Source organism: Amnibacterium sp., from assembly GCF_025463795.1.
Classification (GTDB): Bacteria; Actinomycetota; Actinomycetes; order Actinomycetales; family Microbacteriaceae; genus Amnibacterium.
In genome coordinates, this window is record NZ_JAODBE010000196.1 from 1 (window position 1) to 12,854 (window position 12,854).

A 12,854-nucleotide genomic window follows, 5' to 3' on the forward strand; every position below is an offset into this window, starting at 1 on the left:
CCCCCCCCGCCGGCCGCCGAGCGGGAGGCCGCCGCGGCGGGCTTCGAGGCGGCGGTCGCCGAGGCCGGCGGTCGCCGGGACCGCGCGCGGTCGGTGGCGGGCAACACCGAAGCGGCCCTCGCGCTGATCGACGCCTCCGGCGGCGCGGCCGCCCGCTACCGCGAGGTGCGGGACCTCGCCGCCACGGTGCACGGCGACGAGCCGAACACGCGGCGCATGAGGCTGGAGACCTACGTGCTCGCCGCCCAGCTCGAGCAGATCATCGCGGCGGCCAACCTGCGCCTCGACAGGATGACGGCCGGGCGGTACGCCCTCGACCTCGACGACGAGCGGCAGCACCGCAACGTCGAGACGGGCCTCGGCATCGGAGTCCGCGACGCCCACACGGGCCTCGTGCGCCAGGCGGCGTCGCTGTCCGGCGGCGAGATGTTCCTCGCCTCCCTCGCCCTCGCCCTCGGCCTCGCCGAGGTGGTGTCCGCGCAGGCGGGTGGCATCCGGCTCGACACCCTGTTCGTCGACGAGGGCTTCGGGTCGCTCGACGCCGAGACGCTGGACACCGCGATGGCCGCGATCGACGACCTCCGCACCGGCGGGCGCACGATCGGCCTGATCAGCCACGTCGAGTCGATGCAGGAGCGCATCACGGCCAAGCTCTCCGTCGAGGTGCTGCCGACCGGCGACAGCCGCGTCGTGCAGGACGCCGCCTGACGGCGCCGGCCTACGGGTGCAGCGCCGGGATGATCAGGTAGATGCCGTAGAGCGCGACCGACGCGGCCAGCACGAAGAGCACGACGGCGGCGACGGTCGCGCGTCGCGGCCGCTGCGGTCCCTCGACGTCGTCCATCTCCTCGTCGCGGGGGGCGCCGGCGGGCCGCGCGCCGTGCGGCGGGGTCGCGAGCAGGCGGATCCCGGTCGCGAAGAGCGCCACGACCACGCAGGCGACGACGGTGGACGCGACGAACACCGCCACGAACGCGAGCCAGTCGATCGTCATGCGGACGCCTTCCGTCGGTCGCGCTTCTTCGGCCGGTGCACGGCCGCTCCGGCGCCGGCGACCTCGCGCTCGAGGCTGCTCGCGTCGATCCGCTCCGGCCTGGCGCGCAGGAACACGGCCACCATGAAGCCCACGCCGAGCACGGTGTCGATCACGATGCCGACCGCCCCGAGGCCGACCAGCAGCTGGGCGACGGCGCCGACGATCGCCGCGGCGGGAAGGGTGAAGATCCAACCCGTCACGATGCGGCGTGCGGTGGCCCAGCGCACCACCGAGCCGCGCCGGCCGAGCCCCGACCCGATGACGGATCCGGACGCGACGTGCGTGGTCGAGAGCGCGAAGCCGAGGTGGCTCGAGGCGAGGATCGTCGACGCGGTGCTCACCTCGGCGGCGAAGCCCTGCGCCGGCTTCACCGCGGTCAGCCCGGTGCCGAGGGTCTTGATGATGCGCCAGCCGCCGGTGTAGGTCCCGACCGCGATGGCGGCGGCGCACGCGGCGATGACCCAGATGCGCGGCGGGGTGCCGGCCGGCTGCAGGCCGGAGGCGATCAGCGTGAGCGTGATGACGCCCATGGTCTTCTGCGCGTCGTTGGTCCCGTGCGCGAGCGCGACGAGCGACGAGGAGAACACCTGCCCGACGCGGAACACCCGGCGGCCGTCCGGCCGTCCATCGTGCCGTCGCGTGATCCAGTAGGCGAGACGGGTCACGAGGAACGCGACGACACCGGCGGTGAACGGCGCGAGCACGGCCGGGATGATCACCTTGCCGAGCAGCACGCCGTAGTCGATGGCCCCGAAGCCCGCACCCACGATCGCGGCGCCGACGAGGCCGCCGAACAGCGCGTGGCTCGACGACGACGGCAGGCCGAAGTACCAGGTCGTGATGTTCCACGCGATCGCGCCGATGAGCCCGGCGAACACGATCTCGGGCCCGACCTGGACGCCGCCGCCGCCCTCCTTGATGAGGCCGCCGGAGATCGTCTGGGCGACGGTCGTGGACAGGAACGCCCCGACGAGGTTCAGCACCGCGGCGACCGCGACGGCGACCCGGGGTCGCATCGCGCCCGTCGCGATCGGCGTCGCCATGGCGTTCGCCGTGTCGTGGAAGCCGTTCGTGAAGTCGAAGATGAGGGCGAGCACGATCACCAGGACGACGAGTGCTGCCGTCGCGGCCGTCATCGGTCCCCGGCCCTTGGTCTGCGTGGCACGCGACGATGCTATTGGCGCTCGCCCTCGATCGCCTCCACGCCGTGCCCCGGCCCGGCCCCCCGAAGCGGGGCGCGCGGCCGACACGCCGCGCTCCGTACCGTTGTCCTGATCAGTCCGAGATCTCTGGGGGGAGATCCATGCACAAACACACCATCGTCGTGGCCATGGCCACGACGGCCGCCGTGGGAGCGTTCGCGCTCCTGCCGCTCTCCGCCGCGATCGCCGACGACGCGCCGCAGCCCGGCCAGACGCAGACGGATCCGTCGCCGTCGGTCCCGGCCACCGACGACCAGCAGCCGCAGGTCTCGGACTCGCCGGCAGCCGACGACCAGGATTCGGACGCCGACGCCCCCGAGAACACGGCGTCCGTGGCCGCGATCGACCAGGTGAAGGTCCGGTCGCTCGACAGCGACCGCGTCCAGGTCAGCTGGCGGCTCGACGACGGCGACGCGACCCCCGTCACCGGCTTCCAGGTCGTGCTGACCTCGAGCGTCGGGGGCACGGTGTCAGCGACGGTGTCCGACCCCGCGCAGCGGACCCTGAACGTCGGCACCCTGGCGCCGGACACCCGCTACCGCGCGACCGTCACGCCGACCCTCGCCACCGGTATCGGCGTCGCGGTCACCAGCGGTTGGGCGCACACGGACACGAGCCGGCTCGGCAAGGTGGCGGAGAAGGCCGATCGCGACGCCAAGGCGGCTCAGAAGGCCGCCGACCGGCTCGCGAAGGACGCCGCGAAGTCGGCCGCTCGCGCGAAGCAGGCCGCTCAGCATGCGGCGAAGCACGCGGAGCACGCGGCGAAGGCGGCCGCGAAGGACGCCGCGAAGCAGGCCGCCGACGCCGCGAAGCGGGCCGCGAAGGCCGCGCACGTGGCGAAGGAGCTGGAGCACGAGGCCCGCACCGCGACCACCAAGGCCGTCCACGAGCGCGACGCCGATCAGCGCGACGAGGCGCCCGAGCACGGCTGACCCGCGGACGGCCGCCGTCAGGACACGACGGCGGCCGTCTGCCGGGCGATCTCCAGCTCCTCGTCCGTCGGGACGACGAGCACGGCGACGGGCGCGTCGTCGGGGGAGATGCGCCGCGCCGCCTTCGACGGCACCTCGTTGCGGTCGGGGTCCACGCGGATCCCGAGATGGGCCAACCCGTCGACGGTGCGCCGGCGGAGCAGCGAGTTGTTCTCGCCGACCCCGGCGGTGAAGACGAGCGCGTCAAGGCCGCCGAGGTGTGCGAGGTAGGCGCCGATGTAGCGGCGGACGCGGTGCCGGTACACGGCGAGCGCCGCCTCGGCCTGCTCGTCGCCGTGCGCCGCCGCGGCCTGCACGTCGCGCATGTCGCCCTTGCCGGTGAGCCCCTTGAGGCCGCTGTCCCGGTTCAGCAGCTGCTCCAGCTCGTCGAACCCGAGGCCCGCCTGCCGGTGCAGGTGGAAGAGCGCCGCGGGGTCGATGTCACCGGACCGGGTGCCCATGACGAGCCCCTCGAGGGGCGTCATGCCCATCGAGGTCTCGATCGAGCGGCCGCCGTCGACCGCGCAGGCGGACGCGCCGTTGCCGAGATGCAGCACGATGATCTTCGCGTCCGCGAGCGGGATGCCGAGGAACGCGGCCGCGGCTCGTGACACGTACTGGTGGCTCGTGCCGTGGAAGCCGTAGCGCCGCACCCCGTACCGGCTCGCCAGGTCCGCGTCGATCGCGTAGGTCGCGGCGGCTGCGGGGATCGTGCGGTGGAAGGCCGTGTCGAACACGGCCACGTGGGGGATGCCCGGCAGCACGGCCCTCGCCGCCCTGATGCCCTCGAGGTTCGCCGGGTTGTGCAGCGGCGCGAGCGCGGAGAGCTCGTCGATCGCGTGCTCGACGTCGTCGTCGATCAGGGTCGCGGCCTCGAACCGCTCGCCGCCGTGCACGACGCGGTGGCCGCACGCGACCGGGTCGGGCCGGCCCTCGATCGCGTCGAGCGCACGCCGCACGGCGGCCTCGTGGTCAGGCACGTCGCTGCCGTCCTCGCCGATCCGCTCCACCGTGCCGGCGACGTGCACCTCCGCGGAGGCCGGGTCGACGAGCTGGTACTTCAGCGAGGACGAGCCCGCGTTCAGGACGAAGACGGATCCGCTCATGACTGGTCCCTCCCGGCGGCCGGCCCGGCTTGGGCCTGGATCGCCGTGATCGCGATCGTGTTGACGATGTCGCGGACGAGGGCGCCGCGCGACAGGTCGTTGATGGGCTTGTTCAACCCCTGGAGCACGGGACCGATCGCGAGGGCGTTCGAGCTGCGCTGGACGGCCTTGTACGTGTTGTTGCCCGTGTTGAGGTCGGGGAACACGAACACGGTCGCCCGCCCGGCGACGGGGGAGCCCGGCATCTTCGCGGCGCCCACCGCGGGATCCGCGGCCGCGTCGTACTGGATCGGCCCCTCGACGAGCAGCTGCGGCGCTCGTTCCCGCACGAGCGCGGTCGCGGCCCGCACCTTCTCGACGTCGGCGCCGCTGCCGGACGTGCCGGTGGAGTAGGAGAGCATCGCCACGCGGGGTTCGATTCCGAACTGCTCCGCCGTGCGGGCGGCGGAGATCGCGATGTCGGCGAGCTGGTCGCTCGTCGGATCCGGGATGACGGCGCAGTCGCCGTAGACGAGCACCCGGTCGGCGAGGGCCATGAGGAACACGCTCGACACCACGGAGACGCCGGGTGCGGTCCTGATCAGCTCGAAGGCGGGCCGGATCGTGTGCGCCGTCGTGTGCGCCGCGCCGGACACCATGCCGTCGGCGAGGCCCTCGTGCACCATCAGGGTGCCGAAGTAGGAGACGTCCGTGACGGTGTCCCTGGCCAGCTCGAGCGAGACGGCGCGGTGCGCCCGCTCCCGCGCGTAGACCTCGGCGAAGCGCTCGCGGAGCGGCTCGGCGAACGGGTTCACGATGCGGGCGCGCCCGAGGTCGATCCCGAGGCCGAGTGCTCGGGACCGCACCGCGACCTCGTTGCCGAGGATCGTCAGGTCCGCGATGTGGCGGGCCAGCACGATCCCGGCGGCCTCGAGCACGCGGTCGTCGTCGCCCTCCGGCAGCACGATGTGCCGCCGGTCCGCCCTGGCGCGGGCCAGCAGCCCGTACTCGAACATGAGCGGGGTCACGACGTTCGAGGCGTGCACGTCGAGGGCGGAGAACAGCCGGTCGACGTCGACGCTCGCGTCGAAGAGCGCGATCGCGTCGGCCGTCTTCTGCGGCGACTCGGCGGCCAGCAGACCGCGGGCGCCCGAGACGGCGGTCACCGCCTCGTAGGTGCCGAGCTCGGTGCGGGCGATCGGGAGCGTGGCGATGCCCTCGATCAGGCGCGACGCGTTCGGCGGCGGCGTGAGCCCGCCGGTCAGCAGCACGCCGGCCAGGGACGGGAAGGCGGGGGAGGCATGGGCCAGCAGCACGCCGACGAGCGTGTCGACGCGGTCACCGGGCATCACGACCAGGGCGCCCTGCACGAGACGGGGGAGCAGGTTCTCGAGCGTCATCGCGGCGACGACCGTGGCGTCGACGTTCCGGTCGGTCAGCGACAGGCCGCCTCGCATCACCTCCGCGCCGGCGGCGGCCAGCACCGTCGCGAGGCTCGGCGCGACGAGCGCCGGATCCTCGGGGACCGCGAACACGGGGACGTCGCCGCCCACGTGGGGTGCGAGCAGGGCCGGCATCGCGGCCCGCTCCTCCGGATCCGCGCGGTTCACGATCACCGCGGCGAGATCCGCGTGCTCGCTGCGGAACTCGCCGAGCGCGATCTCCGCGACCTGCTCGACCTCGTGCGCCGTACGGCCGCCGCGACCGGACGATCGGCGGCCGCCGAGCACGAGCACGACCGCGGCGCCGAGGTTCGCGGCCACGCGGGCGTTGAACCGCAGCTCGGTGGGCGTGCCGACGTCCGTGTAGTCGCTGCCGACGACGAGCACCGCGTCCCACGGATCGGCGACGGCCCGGAACCGCTCGATGATCGTCGCGAGCGCCGCATCGGGGTCGTGGTGGACGGCCTCGTAGGTGGTGCCGACGGCGTCCGCGGGATCGATCGGCACGGTGGCGTGAGCGAGCAGCAGGTCGAGCACGTAGTCGCCCTCGGCGGACCGGCTCACCGGCCGGAAGACGCCCACCCGGCCGATGCGGCGGCCGAGCGCCTCGAGCAGGCCGACCGCGACCGCCGACTTTCCGGTGTGGCCCTCCGCGGAGGCGAGATAGATCGTCTGCGGCATGCTGCGGATGCTAGGCCCGTCGCCTGTCCCGCTGCCCCGCCGCCGCGAGGCGCCCCGCTCACCGAAGCCGGACGGGGCCGGCGTCGATCGGGAACCGGAACAGCCGGTAGGGGTGCACCCGCAGGTCGCGGCCGCCCTGGTACTGCGCCTGCCGGTGCAGCTGGTTGGCCGTGAAGTAGAGGAACCCGTCCCCGGCGACGGACATGGTGTCGGGCCAGAGCATGCGCGGGTCGTGCGCCACCGTCTCGATGGTGCCGTCGGGCAGGCGCCGGACGATCGATTCGTGCTCCCAGTCGGTCGCGTAGATCCGGCCGGCGTCGTCCGACTCGAGCCCGTCGGCGGCGCCGCCCTTGTCGCCCTCGTCGGTCACCTGCAGGCCGACGTCGACCTCCTCCGCCCCCCGGTCCCAGAGCGCGGTGGTGCTGATCGAGTACCAGTGGCGGGACACGAGCGGGCAGTACCAGAGCCGCTGCCCGTCCGCCGAGATCGCGATGCCGTCGGAGCCCATCGTGACCGGGGTCGTCGACCCGTCCTCGCTCCGCTGGAGCAGCACGCGGCCCTCGGCGACGGGGACGTACCCGGGTGGCACGACGGCCTTCGTGCTCGGGTGGTCGTGCAGCCGCCGCCACGACTCGCCGGACTCGAGGTCGACCACGATGATCCCGTTCGGGCCCTGGTCGGCGGAGTCGGTGATGTAGGCGGCCCCGCTCCGGCCACGGCCGAGGTCGAAGCGGACGTCGTTCAGGTAGGAGGTCGGCAGCGCGACGCTCTCGGGGAACGGGATCACCCGTTCCACCTGGTCGGTCGCGAGGTCGACGCAGACGAGCTTCGGGCCGCCCGGCCTCGCCGGCTGGAACATCGGGCTGCCCGTGTCGAGGATCCACAGCCGGTCGGCCGGATCGACGACGATGCTCTGCACCGACACGAGCGCCCCGGCGTCGTCGTCGCCCTTCGGCGAGTTCCACGCCTCGTCGGGATACGGCACGACCTCGCCGTCCCGCACCTCGCCGACCGTGAACCGCACGTCGTCGCCCCACTTCGGGAAGTTCACGAAGACGCGCCCCTGCGCCGACACGCTGACGCCCGTCGGCATGGGCCCCTCCGTGAACTCGTGCACGACCTCGAGGTTCGGGATCGCCGCCTCCGCCGCCTCGACCGTGTCGGGCTCGCCCGCCCCCGCCCAGAATCCGTTCATCCCTCGGCTCCCGCCTCTCGAACGGCGACGCTAGGAAGCCCGGATGGGCGGCACCGCCGTGCCACCTGCACGCCGGCCAAGGGGACCGCGAGAGGCCGCTGACCATCGCGCCCGCTCGGGTACGGTCGAGCGACACCCCGGGAAGGAGCCGCGATGCCGGACAGCCCCATGTCGGCATCGCCGTACGAGGTGCTCGGGGTGCCGGCGAGCGCCTCGGACGAGGACCTGCGCCGCGCCTACCGCCGCCTGCTGCGGGAGACGCATCCCGACACGGGCGGTGATCCGCTGCGCTTCATCGCCGTGCAGTCCGCGTGGGAGAGGATCGGCAGCCCCGACGCGCGCCGCCGCTACGACGCCGGGCACATCGTCGCGGACGCCGAGGGGCCGGCTTGGGCGCCGCCGCACGCAGACGCTCAGCACCACCGGCCGACCGCCCGCTCCTACGGTCACCCGGGCGGCTGGCGGCGCGAGCGCTACCTGCAGCTGCTGGGGGAATGGGTGGGCCGCGGCGTCGACGTGCCCGATCCGTACGACCCGGTGCTCGTCCGCCGCGCGCCCCGGGAGATCCGGCATCTGCTCGCCGACGCGCTCGCCGAGGAGGCGACCGCCCGCTGGCTCGCCACCCTCGGCATCGGCTACACGGTCTGGCACGACGTGGCCGCCGGCAGCTCCGACGAGAAGGTCGACCACCTCGTGCTCGGCCCGACGGGCCTCTTCGCGATCCAGTCGGAGGACTTCGGCGGCCCGGTCCGGGTGCGGCGCGGCGAGCTGACCGGCGACGCGCTCGCGGGGGAGCGGCCCATGCACGAGCTGGCCCAGCGCGCGAAGGCGGTCGCGCGAGCGGCCCGCGTCCGGTTCACGGCGCTGCTGCTCGTGCTGCCCGACGACGCCCTCGTGACGCCCGCCGAGTCGGTCGGCACGTCCCGCGGCGCGGAGCTCGTGGTGCTGCAGGCCTCCACGCTGCTCACGGCGCTGCGCGACGGGATGCCCGGCGGCCGAGCGGTCGGGGGCACCGAGATCTTCGAGGTGCGCACCCGGCTGCAGGCCGCCGTCCGCTTCGCCTGAGCGGGTCCGTCAGGCGGCGCTGCGCCAGTCGTCGCTCGGCAGACCGGAGGCGCCCTGCGGGCCCATCTGGAGCATGCCGCCGTCGACCGGCCACGACGCGCCGGTGACGTAGCTCGCCGCGGGCGAGGCGAGGAACGCCACGACGGCCGCGATCTCCCGCGCGGAGCCCGGCCGGCCGAGCGGCACGCCCGGCCGCTGCACCTGCGTCGGGTCCTGGTCCTCCTGGCCGGTCATCGGCGTCGCGATCTCGCCCGGCGCGACCGCGTTCGCCGTGATGCCGTACTGCCCGAGCTCGAGCGCGACCGTCTTCAGCAGGCCGCCGAGGCCGTGCTTGGCGGCGTCGTACGCGGAGGAGCCGAACTTGGGCTGGTGCTCGTGGACGCTCGTGATCCCGATGATCCGGCCGCCGTTGCCCGCGGCGACCATCCGCTTCGCCGCCCGCTGGATGCAGACGAACGCGCCGTCCAGGTCGGTGCTGACCGTGTGCCGCCACTGGTCCCAGGTCATCTCGAGCAGGGGCACGTTGTCGCCGGTGCCGGCGTTGTTCACGAAGACGTCGAGCCCGCCGAGCCGCTCAGCGAGCGAGTCGATCACGTCGCCGGCCGGGGGGCCGACGCTGACGTCGAGCTGCACGACGACGGCCTTCCGACCGAGCGCACGCACCTCCTCCGCGGTGCCCTCCGCGCCCTCCTTCTCGGCGTCGTCCAGGTAGGTGATGCCGACGTCCATCCCGGCCTCGGCGAGCGCGACGGCCGTCGCCTTGCCGATGCCGGAGTCGGAGCCGGTCACGATCGCGGTCCTCGGTGTGAATGCCATGCCGGGATGGTGCGCGGCGTGCCTCCGCGCGCTCCGGTAGAACCCTCCGCGTCTCCCTAGGATGGGGCGCCGTGTCCGAGCGCGAACGCACCGACCTGACCGACCCGACCTGGTGGCGGGACGCCGTCGTCTACCAGGTGTACCCCCGCAGCTTCGCGGACGGGAACGCCGACGGGATCGGCGACTTCGCCGGCCTGATCGACCGCATCCCGTACCTGGAGCGGCTCGGGATCGACGCCGTGTGGCTGAGCCCGTTCTACCCGTCGGCGCTCGCGGACGGCGGCTACGACGTGGACGACTACCGGGACGTCGATCCGCGGATCGGCAGCCTCCCGACCTTCGACGACCTCGTGGCCGCTGCGCACGCCGCAGGCATCCGCGTGATCGTCGACATCGTCCCCAACCACTCGTCCGACCGGCACGAGTGGTTCCGCGCCGCCCTCGCGGCCGCGCCCGGCTCCGCGGAGCGGGACCGCTACGTGTTCCGGGACGGGCTCGGCGAGCACGGCGAGCTGCCGCCCTCCGACTGGGTGTCGCACTTCGGCGGCAGCGCCTGGACCCGGGTGCCCGACGGCCAGTGGTACCTGCACCTCTTCGCGCCCGAGCAGCCCGACTGGAACTGGGAGAACGACGAGGTGCGGGAGGACTTCCACGTGACCCTCCGCTTCTGGGCGGACCGGGGCGTCGACGGCTTCCGCGTCGATGTCGCCCACGGGCTCGCGAAGGACCTCGGCGAACCGCTGCGCAGCCACCCGCACGTGAACTCGATGGACATCGAGATCGACGGCACGAACCCGCTGTTCGACCGCGACGACGTGCACGAGATCTACCGCGGCTGGCGCCGCGTGTTCGACGAGTACGACCCGCCCCGCACGGCCGTGGCGGAGGCGTGGGTACCCACCTCGAGGCGGGTGCTCTACGCGAAGCCGGACGAGCTCGGCCAGGCGTTCGAGTTCGACCTCGTGAAGGCCGAGTGGGACGCGGCGCAGTTCCGCGAGGTGATCGTCGACTCGCTCGATCGGGCCCGCACGGCGGGCGCGTCCTCCACGTGGACGTTCTCCAACCACGACGTCGTGCGGCACGCGAGCCGCTTCGGCCTGCCCGCGCGCACCGACCTGAACGCCTGGCTGCTCACCGACGGAGCGGAGCCGGCCGAGGACGTCGCGCTCGGCGCCCGCCGCGCCCGGGCGGCGGTGCTGCTGCTGCTCGCGCTGCCCGGGTCCGCCTACGTCTACCAGGGGGAGGAGCTCGGCCTCCGCGAGGTGGCCGACCTCGCGCGCGACGACCTCGAGGACCCGATCTGGCTGCGCTCGCAGCACACGGAGAAGGGCCGCGACGGCTGCCGGGTGCCCCTGCCGTGGACCACGGACGGCTCGTCCTTCGGCTTCGGCGGCGACGGGGCCCACCTGCCGCAGCCCGGCTGGTTCGCCGAGCACGCGGTCGAGGCCCAGGACGGCACCGAGGGCTCGATGCTCGAGCTCTACCGGGCTGCGCTCGCGCTCCGGCACCGGCTGCTTCCCGACCAGGACCTCGTCTGGCGGGACTCCGGTCCGGACGTGCTGCACTTCGAGCGGCCGGGCGGCTGGCATGTCGTCGTCAACCTGGGCAGCACGCCCGCGCCCCTCCCGGCGGGCGAGGTGCTGCTCGCCAGCGCACCGCTCGCGGACGGGCTGCTGCCGGGCGACGCGTCGGCGTGGATCCGCGGATCGGACCCCGTCACCGGGTGATCTCGAAGGAGGTGGCCTCGAAGAGGTCGATGGGCTCGACGTCGACGTCGACGACCTCCGCCCACCGTGGGCCCTGCTCCAGCCAGTCCGCGAACCGCTGCATGGCGCGCTCCTCGCCCTGCGCGGTGAGCTCGACGGCGCCGTCGGTGCGGTTCCGCACCCGGCCGACGAGGCCGAGGCGGTCCGCCTCGCCCTGCGCCGCCCAGCGGAACCCCACGCCCTGCACCTGTCCCGTGACCGTGAACCGCCGCGCGACCGTCATGCCGCCATCGAAGCACGGGGACAATGGAGCGCATGGCCCTGCTGCGCTGCGAGTTCTTCTCCGACGTCCTGGGCCAGTCGACCGAGGCGACCGTGCTGCTGCCGCAGGCGACCACCCGGCAGATCGGGATGGGCGGCGTCGCGGGCGGCCGCGCGCATCCGGTGCTCTACCTGCTGCACGGCCGGTCCGACGACCACTCGATCTGGACGCGGCGCACGTCGCTCGAGCGCCATGTCGCCGAACGGGACCTCGCCGTCGTGATGCCGACCGGCCATCGCGGCTTCTACACGGACCAGGTGACCGGGTACGACTACTGGACGTTCCTCACCGAGGAGCTGCCCGAGGTGATGCGCTCCTTCTTCCCGCTGTCGGACCGGCGGGAGGAGACCTTCGCCGCCGGACTCTCCATGGGCGGCTACGGCGCGCTGAAGTGGGCGCTGCGCCGCCCGCAGGACCTCGCGGCCGCGGCGAGCCTCTCGGGCAAGGTCGACGTGCTCGACACCGACCAGACGGCGGGGGAGTGGAGGGCGACGTTCGGCGACGCGGAGCACGCGGTGTCGGCGGGGGACGAGCTGTTCGCGCTCGCCGCGGCGGCGGACCCGGCGGAGACGCCGGCCCTTTACCAGTGGTGCGGCACCGAGGACGCGCTGCTCGACGAGAACCGGCGCTTCGGCGAGCACACCCGCACCCTCGGGCTGCCGATCCTCAGCGAGGAGGGCCCCGGCGGGCACGAGTGGGAGGCGTGGGACCGGATGATCCAGCGGGTGCTCGACTGGCTGCCCCTGCCGGAGCGGGCCGGCCGATGAGCGACGAGTCCGACCTCGAGCGCTTCGTCGCGGCCCAGGACGAGGGCGGCACGGTCGACCGGGCGCTCGCCGAGCTCGCCGCCGGCCGCAAGACGACCCACTGGATGTGGTTCGTGCTCCCGCAGGTCGCCGGACTCGGGTCGAGCCCCATGGCGCAGCGGTACGCGATCCGGTCGCTCGACGAGGCGCGCGCCTACCTGGCCCACCCGGTGCTCGGCCCACGGCTGCTCGAGGCCGCCCGGATCATCGCGTCGGGGCCGGCGCCGGACGCCGAGACCCTGCTCGGGGCGATCGACGCCCGGAAGCTGCGGTCGTCGATGACGCTGTTCGCCCGGGCCGCGCCCGACGAGCCGGTGTTCCCGGCCGTGCTCGACCGCTACTTCGGCGGCGCCGCCGACCCGGCGACGGACGGGCGACTCTGATGCGCCGCCATCCGCTGCTCGTCGCGATCGCGGTCGTCGGCCTCGCGTGCGTGCTCGTCGCCGGGCTGGGGCTCGCCTTCCGCTCCGCGTCCGCCGTCCGGAGCGGCACCCGGGCGGTGCCGGCGCCGACCCGCAGCACCGCCG

Annotated in this window: 13 protein-coding genes; 6 read left to right on the forward strand and 7 right to left on the reverse strand. The window is 73.9% G+C overall.

Annotated elements, in window-relative coordinates; translation table 11 throughout:
- A partial coding sequence (locus JWQ92_RS16150) for an SbcC/MukB-like Walker B domain-containing protein (RefSeq protein ID WP_297345486.1) occupies positions 1 to 708 on the forward strand: 708 nt, incomplete at its 5' end.
- 10 nt (positions 709 to 718) lie between these two features.
- Here JWQ92_RS16150 and JWQ92_RS16155 read toward each other — a convergent pair.
- Positions 719 to 994 (reverse strand): hypothetical protein, encoded by a 276-nt coding sequence (locus JWQ92_RS16155; protein ID WP_297345487.1) that lies wholly within the window; start codon positions 992 to 994, stop codon positions 719 to 721.
- Positions 991 to 2,172 (reverse strand): inorganic phosphate transporter, encoded by a 1,182-nt coding sequence (locus tag JWQ92_RS16160; RefSeq protein ID WP_297345488.1) that lies wholly within the window; start codon positions 2,170 to 2,172, stop codon positions 991 to 993. Before JWQ92_RS16160 ends, JWQ92_RS16155 begins: the two co-directional genes overlap by 4 nt.
- A gap of 167 nt (positions 2,173 to 2,339) precedes the next feature.
- On the opposite strand from JWQ92_RS16160, the gene JWQ92_RS16165 reads away from it, so the two are divergent.
- Positions 2,340 to 3,170, forward strand: coding sequence for a fibronectin type III domain-containing protein (locus tag JWQ92_RS16165; protein ID WP_297345489.1), 831 nt, complete (start codon positions 2,340 to 2,342; stop codon positions 3,168 to 3,170).
- A gap of 17 nt (positions 3,171 to 3,187) precedes the next feature.
- Here the strand turns inward: JWQ92_RS16165 and JWQ92_RS16170 are convergent, their stop codons facing one another.
- From JWQ92_RS16170 to JWQ92_RS16180, 3 genes are read right to left on the reverse strand one after another with little or no spacing between them, the layout of a single operon-like run.
- Entirely contained in the window at positions 3,188 to 4,315 is a 1,128-nt protein-coding gene (locus JWQ92_RS16170; protein ID WP_297345490.1) for an acetate/propionate family kinase, read from the reverse strand.
- Positions 4,312 to 6,417 (reverse strand): phosphate acetyltransferase, encoded by a 2,106-nt coding sequence (pta, locus tag JWQ92_RS16175; RefSeq protein WP_297345491.1) that lies wholly within the window; start codon positions 6,415 to 6,417, stop codon positions 4,312 to 4,314. Before pta ends, JWQ92_RS16170 begins: the two co-directional genes overlap by 4 nt.
- A gap of 58 nt (positions 6,418 to 6,475) precedes the next feature.
- The gene (locus JWQ92_RS16180) at positions 6,476 to 7,612 is read right to left on the reverse strand and encodes an L-dopachrome tautomerase-related protein (RefSeq protein WP_297345492.1); all 1,137 of its coding nucleotides are present in this window, start codon (positions 7,610 to 7,612) and stop codon (positions 6,476 to 6,478) included.
- 153 nt (positions 7,613 to 7,765) lie between these two features.
- Here JWQ92_RS16180 and JWQ92_RS16185 point away from each other — a divergent pair, with 153 nt between their 5' ends.
- Positions 7,766 to 8,677 (forward strand): DnaJ domain-containing protein, encoded by a 912-nt coding sequence (locus tag JWQ92_RS16185; protein ID WP_297345493.1) that lies wholly within the window; start codon positions 7,766 to 7,768, stop codon positions 8,675 to 8,677.
- 9 nt (positions 8,678 to 8,686) lie between these two features.
- Here JWQ92_RS16185 and JWQ92_RS16190 read toward each other — a convergent pair whose 3' ends face one another.
- Positions 8,687 to 9,493, reverse strand: coding sequence for an SDR family oxidoreductase (locus JWQ92_RS16190; RefSeq protein ID WP_297345494.1), 807 nt, complete (start codon positions 9,491 to 9,493; stop codon positions 8,687 to 8,689).
- A gap of 71 nt (positions 9,494 to 9,564) precedes the next feature.
- On the opposite strand from JWQ92_RS16190, the gene JWQ92_RS16195 reads away from it, so the two are divergent.
- Positions 9,565 to 11,220 carry a glycoside hydrolase family 13 protein gene (locus tag JWQ92_RS16195; RefSeq protein ID WP_297345495.1) on the forward strand — a complete coding sequence of 552 codons (1,656 nt, stop codon included), beginning with the start codon at positions 9,565 to 9,567 and terminating at the stop codon, positions 11,218 to 11,220.
- Here JWQ92_RS16195 and JWQ92_RS16200 read toward each other — a convergent pair.
- Positions 11,210 to 11,482: an acylphosphatase gene (locus JWQ92_RS16200; protein ID WP_297345496.1), complete on the reverse strand. Its 273-nt coding sequence runs from the start codon at positions 11,480 to 11,482 to the stop codon at positions 11,210 to 11,212. The two genes, JWQ92_RS16195 and JWQ92_RS16200, sit on opposite strands and share 11 nt — an antisense overlap.
- A 32-nt stretch (positions 11,483 to 11,514) precedes the next feature.
- Here JWQ92_RS16200 and JWQ92_RS16205 point away from each other — a divergent pair, with 32 nt between their 5' ends.
- Together JWQ92_RS16205 and JWQ92_RS16210 are read left to right on the forward strand one after the other, a co-directional pair.
- The gene (locus tag JWQ92_RS16205) at positions 11,515 to 12,288 is read left to right on the forward strand and encodes an alpha/beta hydrolase family protein (RefSeq protein ID WP_297345497.1); all 774 of its coding nucleotides are present in this window, start codon (positions 11,515 to 11,517) and stop codon (positions 12,286 to 12,288) included.
- Positions 12,285 to 12,710, forward strand: coding sequence for a DUF1810 domain-containing protein (locus JWQ92_RS16210; RefSeq protein ID WP_297345498.1), 426 nt, complete (start codon positions 12,285 to 12,287; stop codon positions 12,708 to 12,710). The genes JWQ92_RS16205 and JWQ92_RS16210 overlap by 4 nt, the downstream gene beginning before the upstream one ends.
- The last annotated feature ends 144 nt before the right edge of the window (positions 12,711 to 12,854 follow it).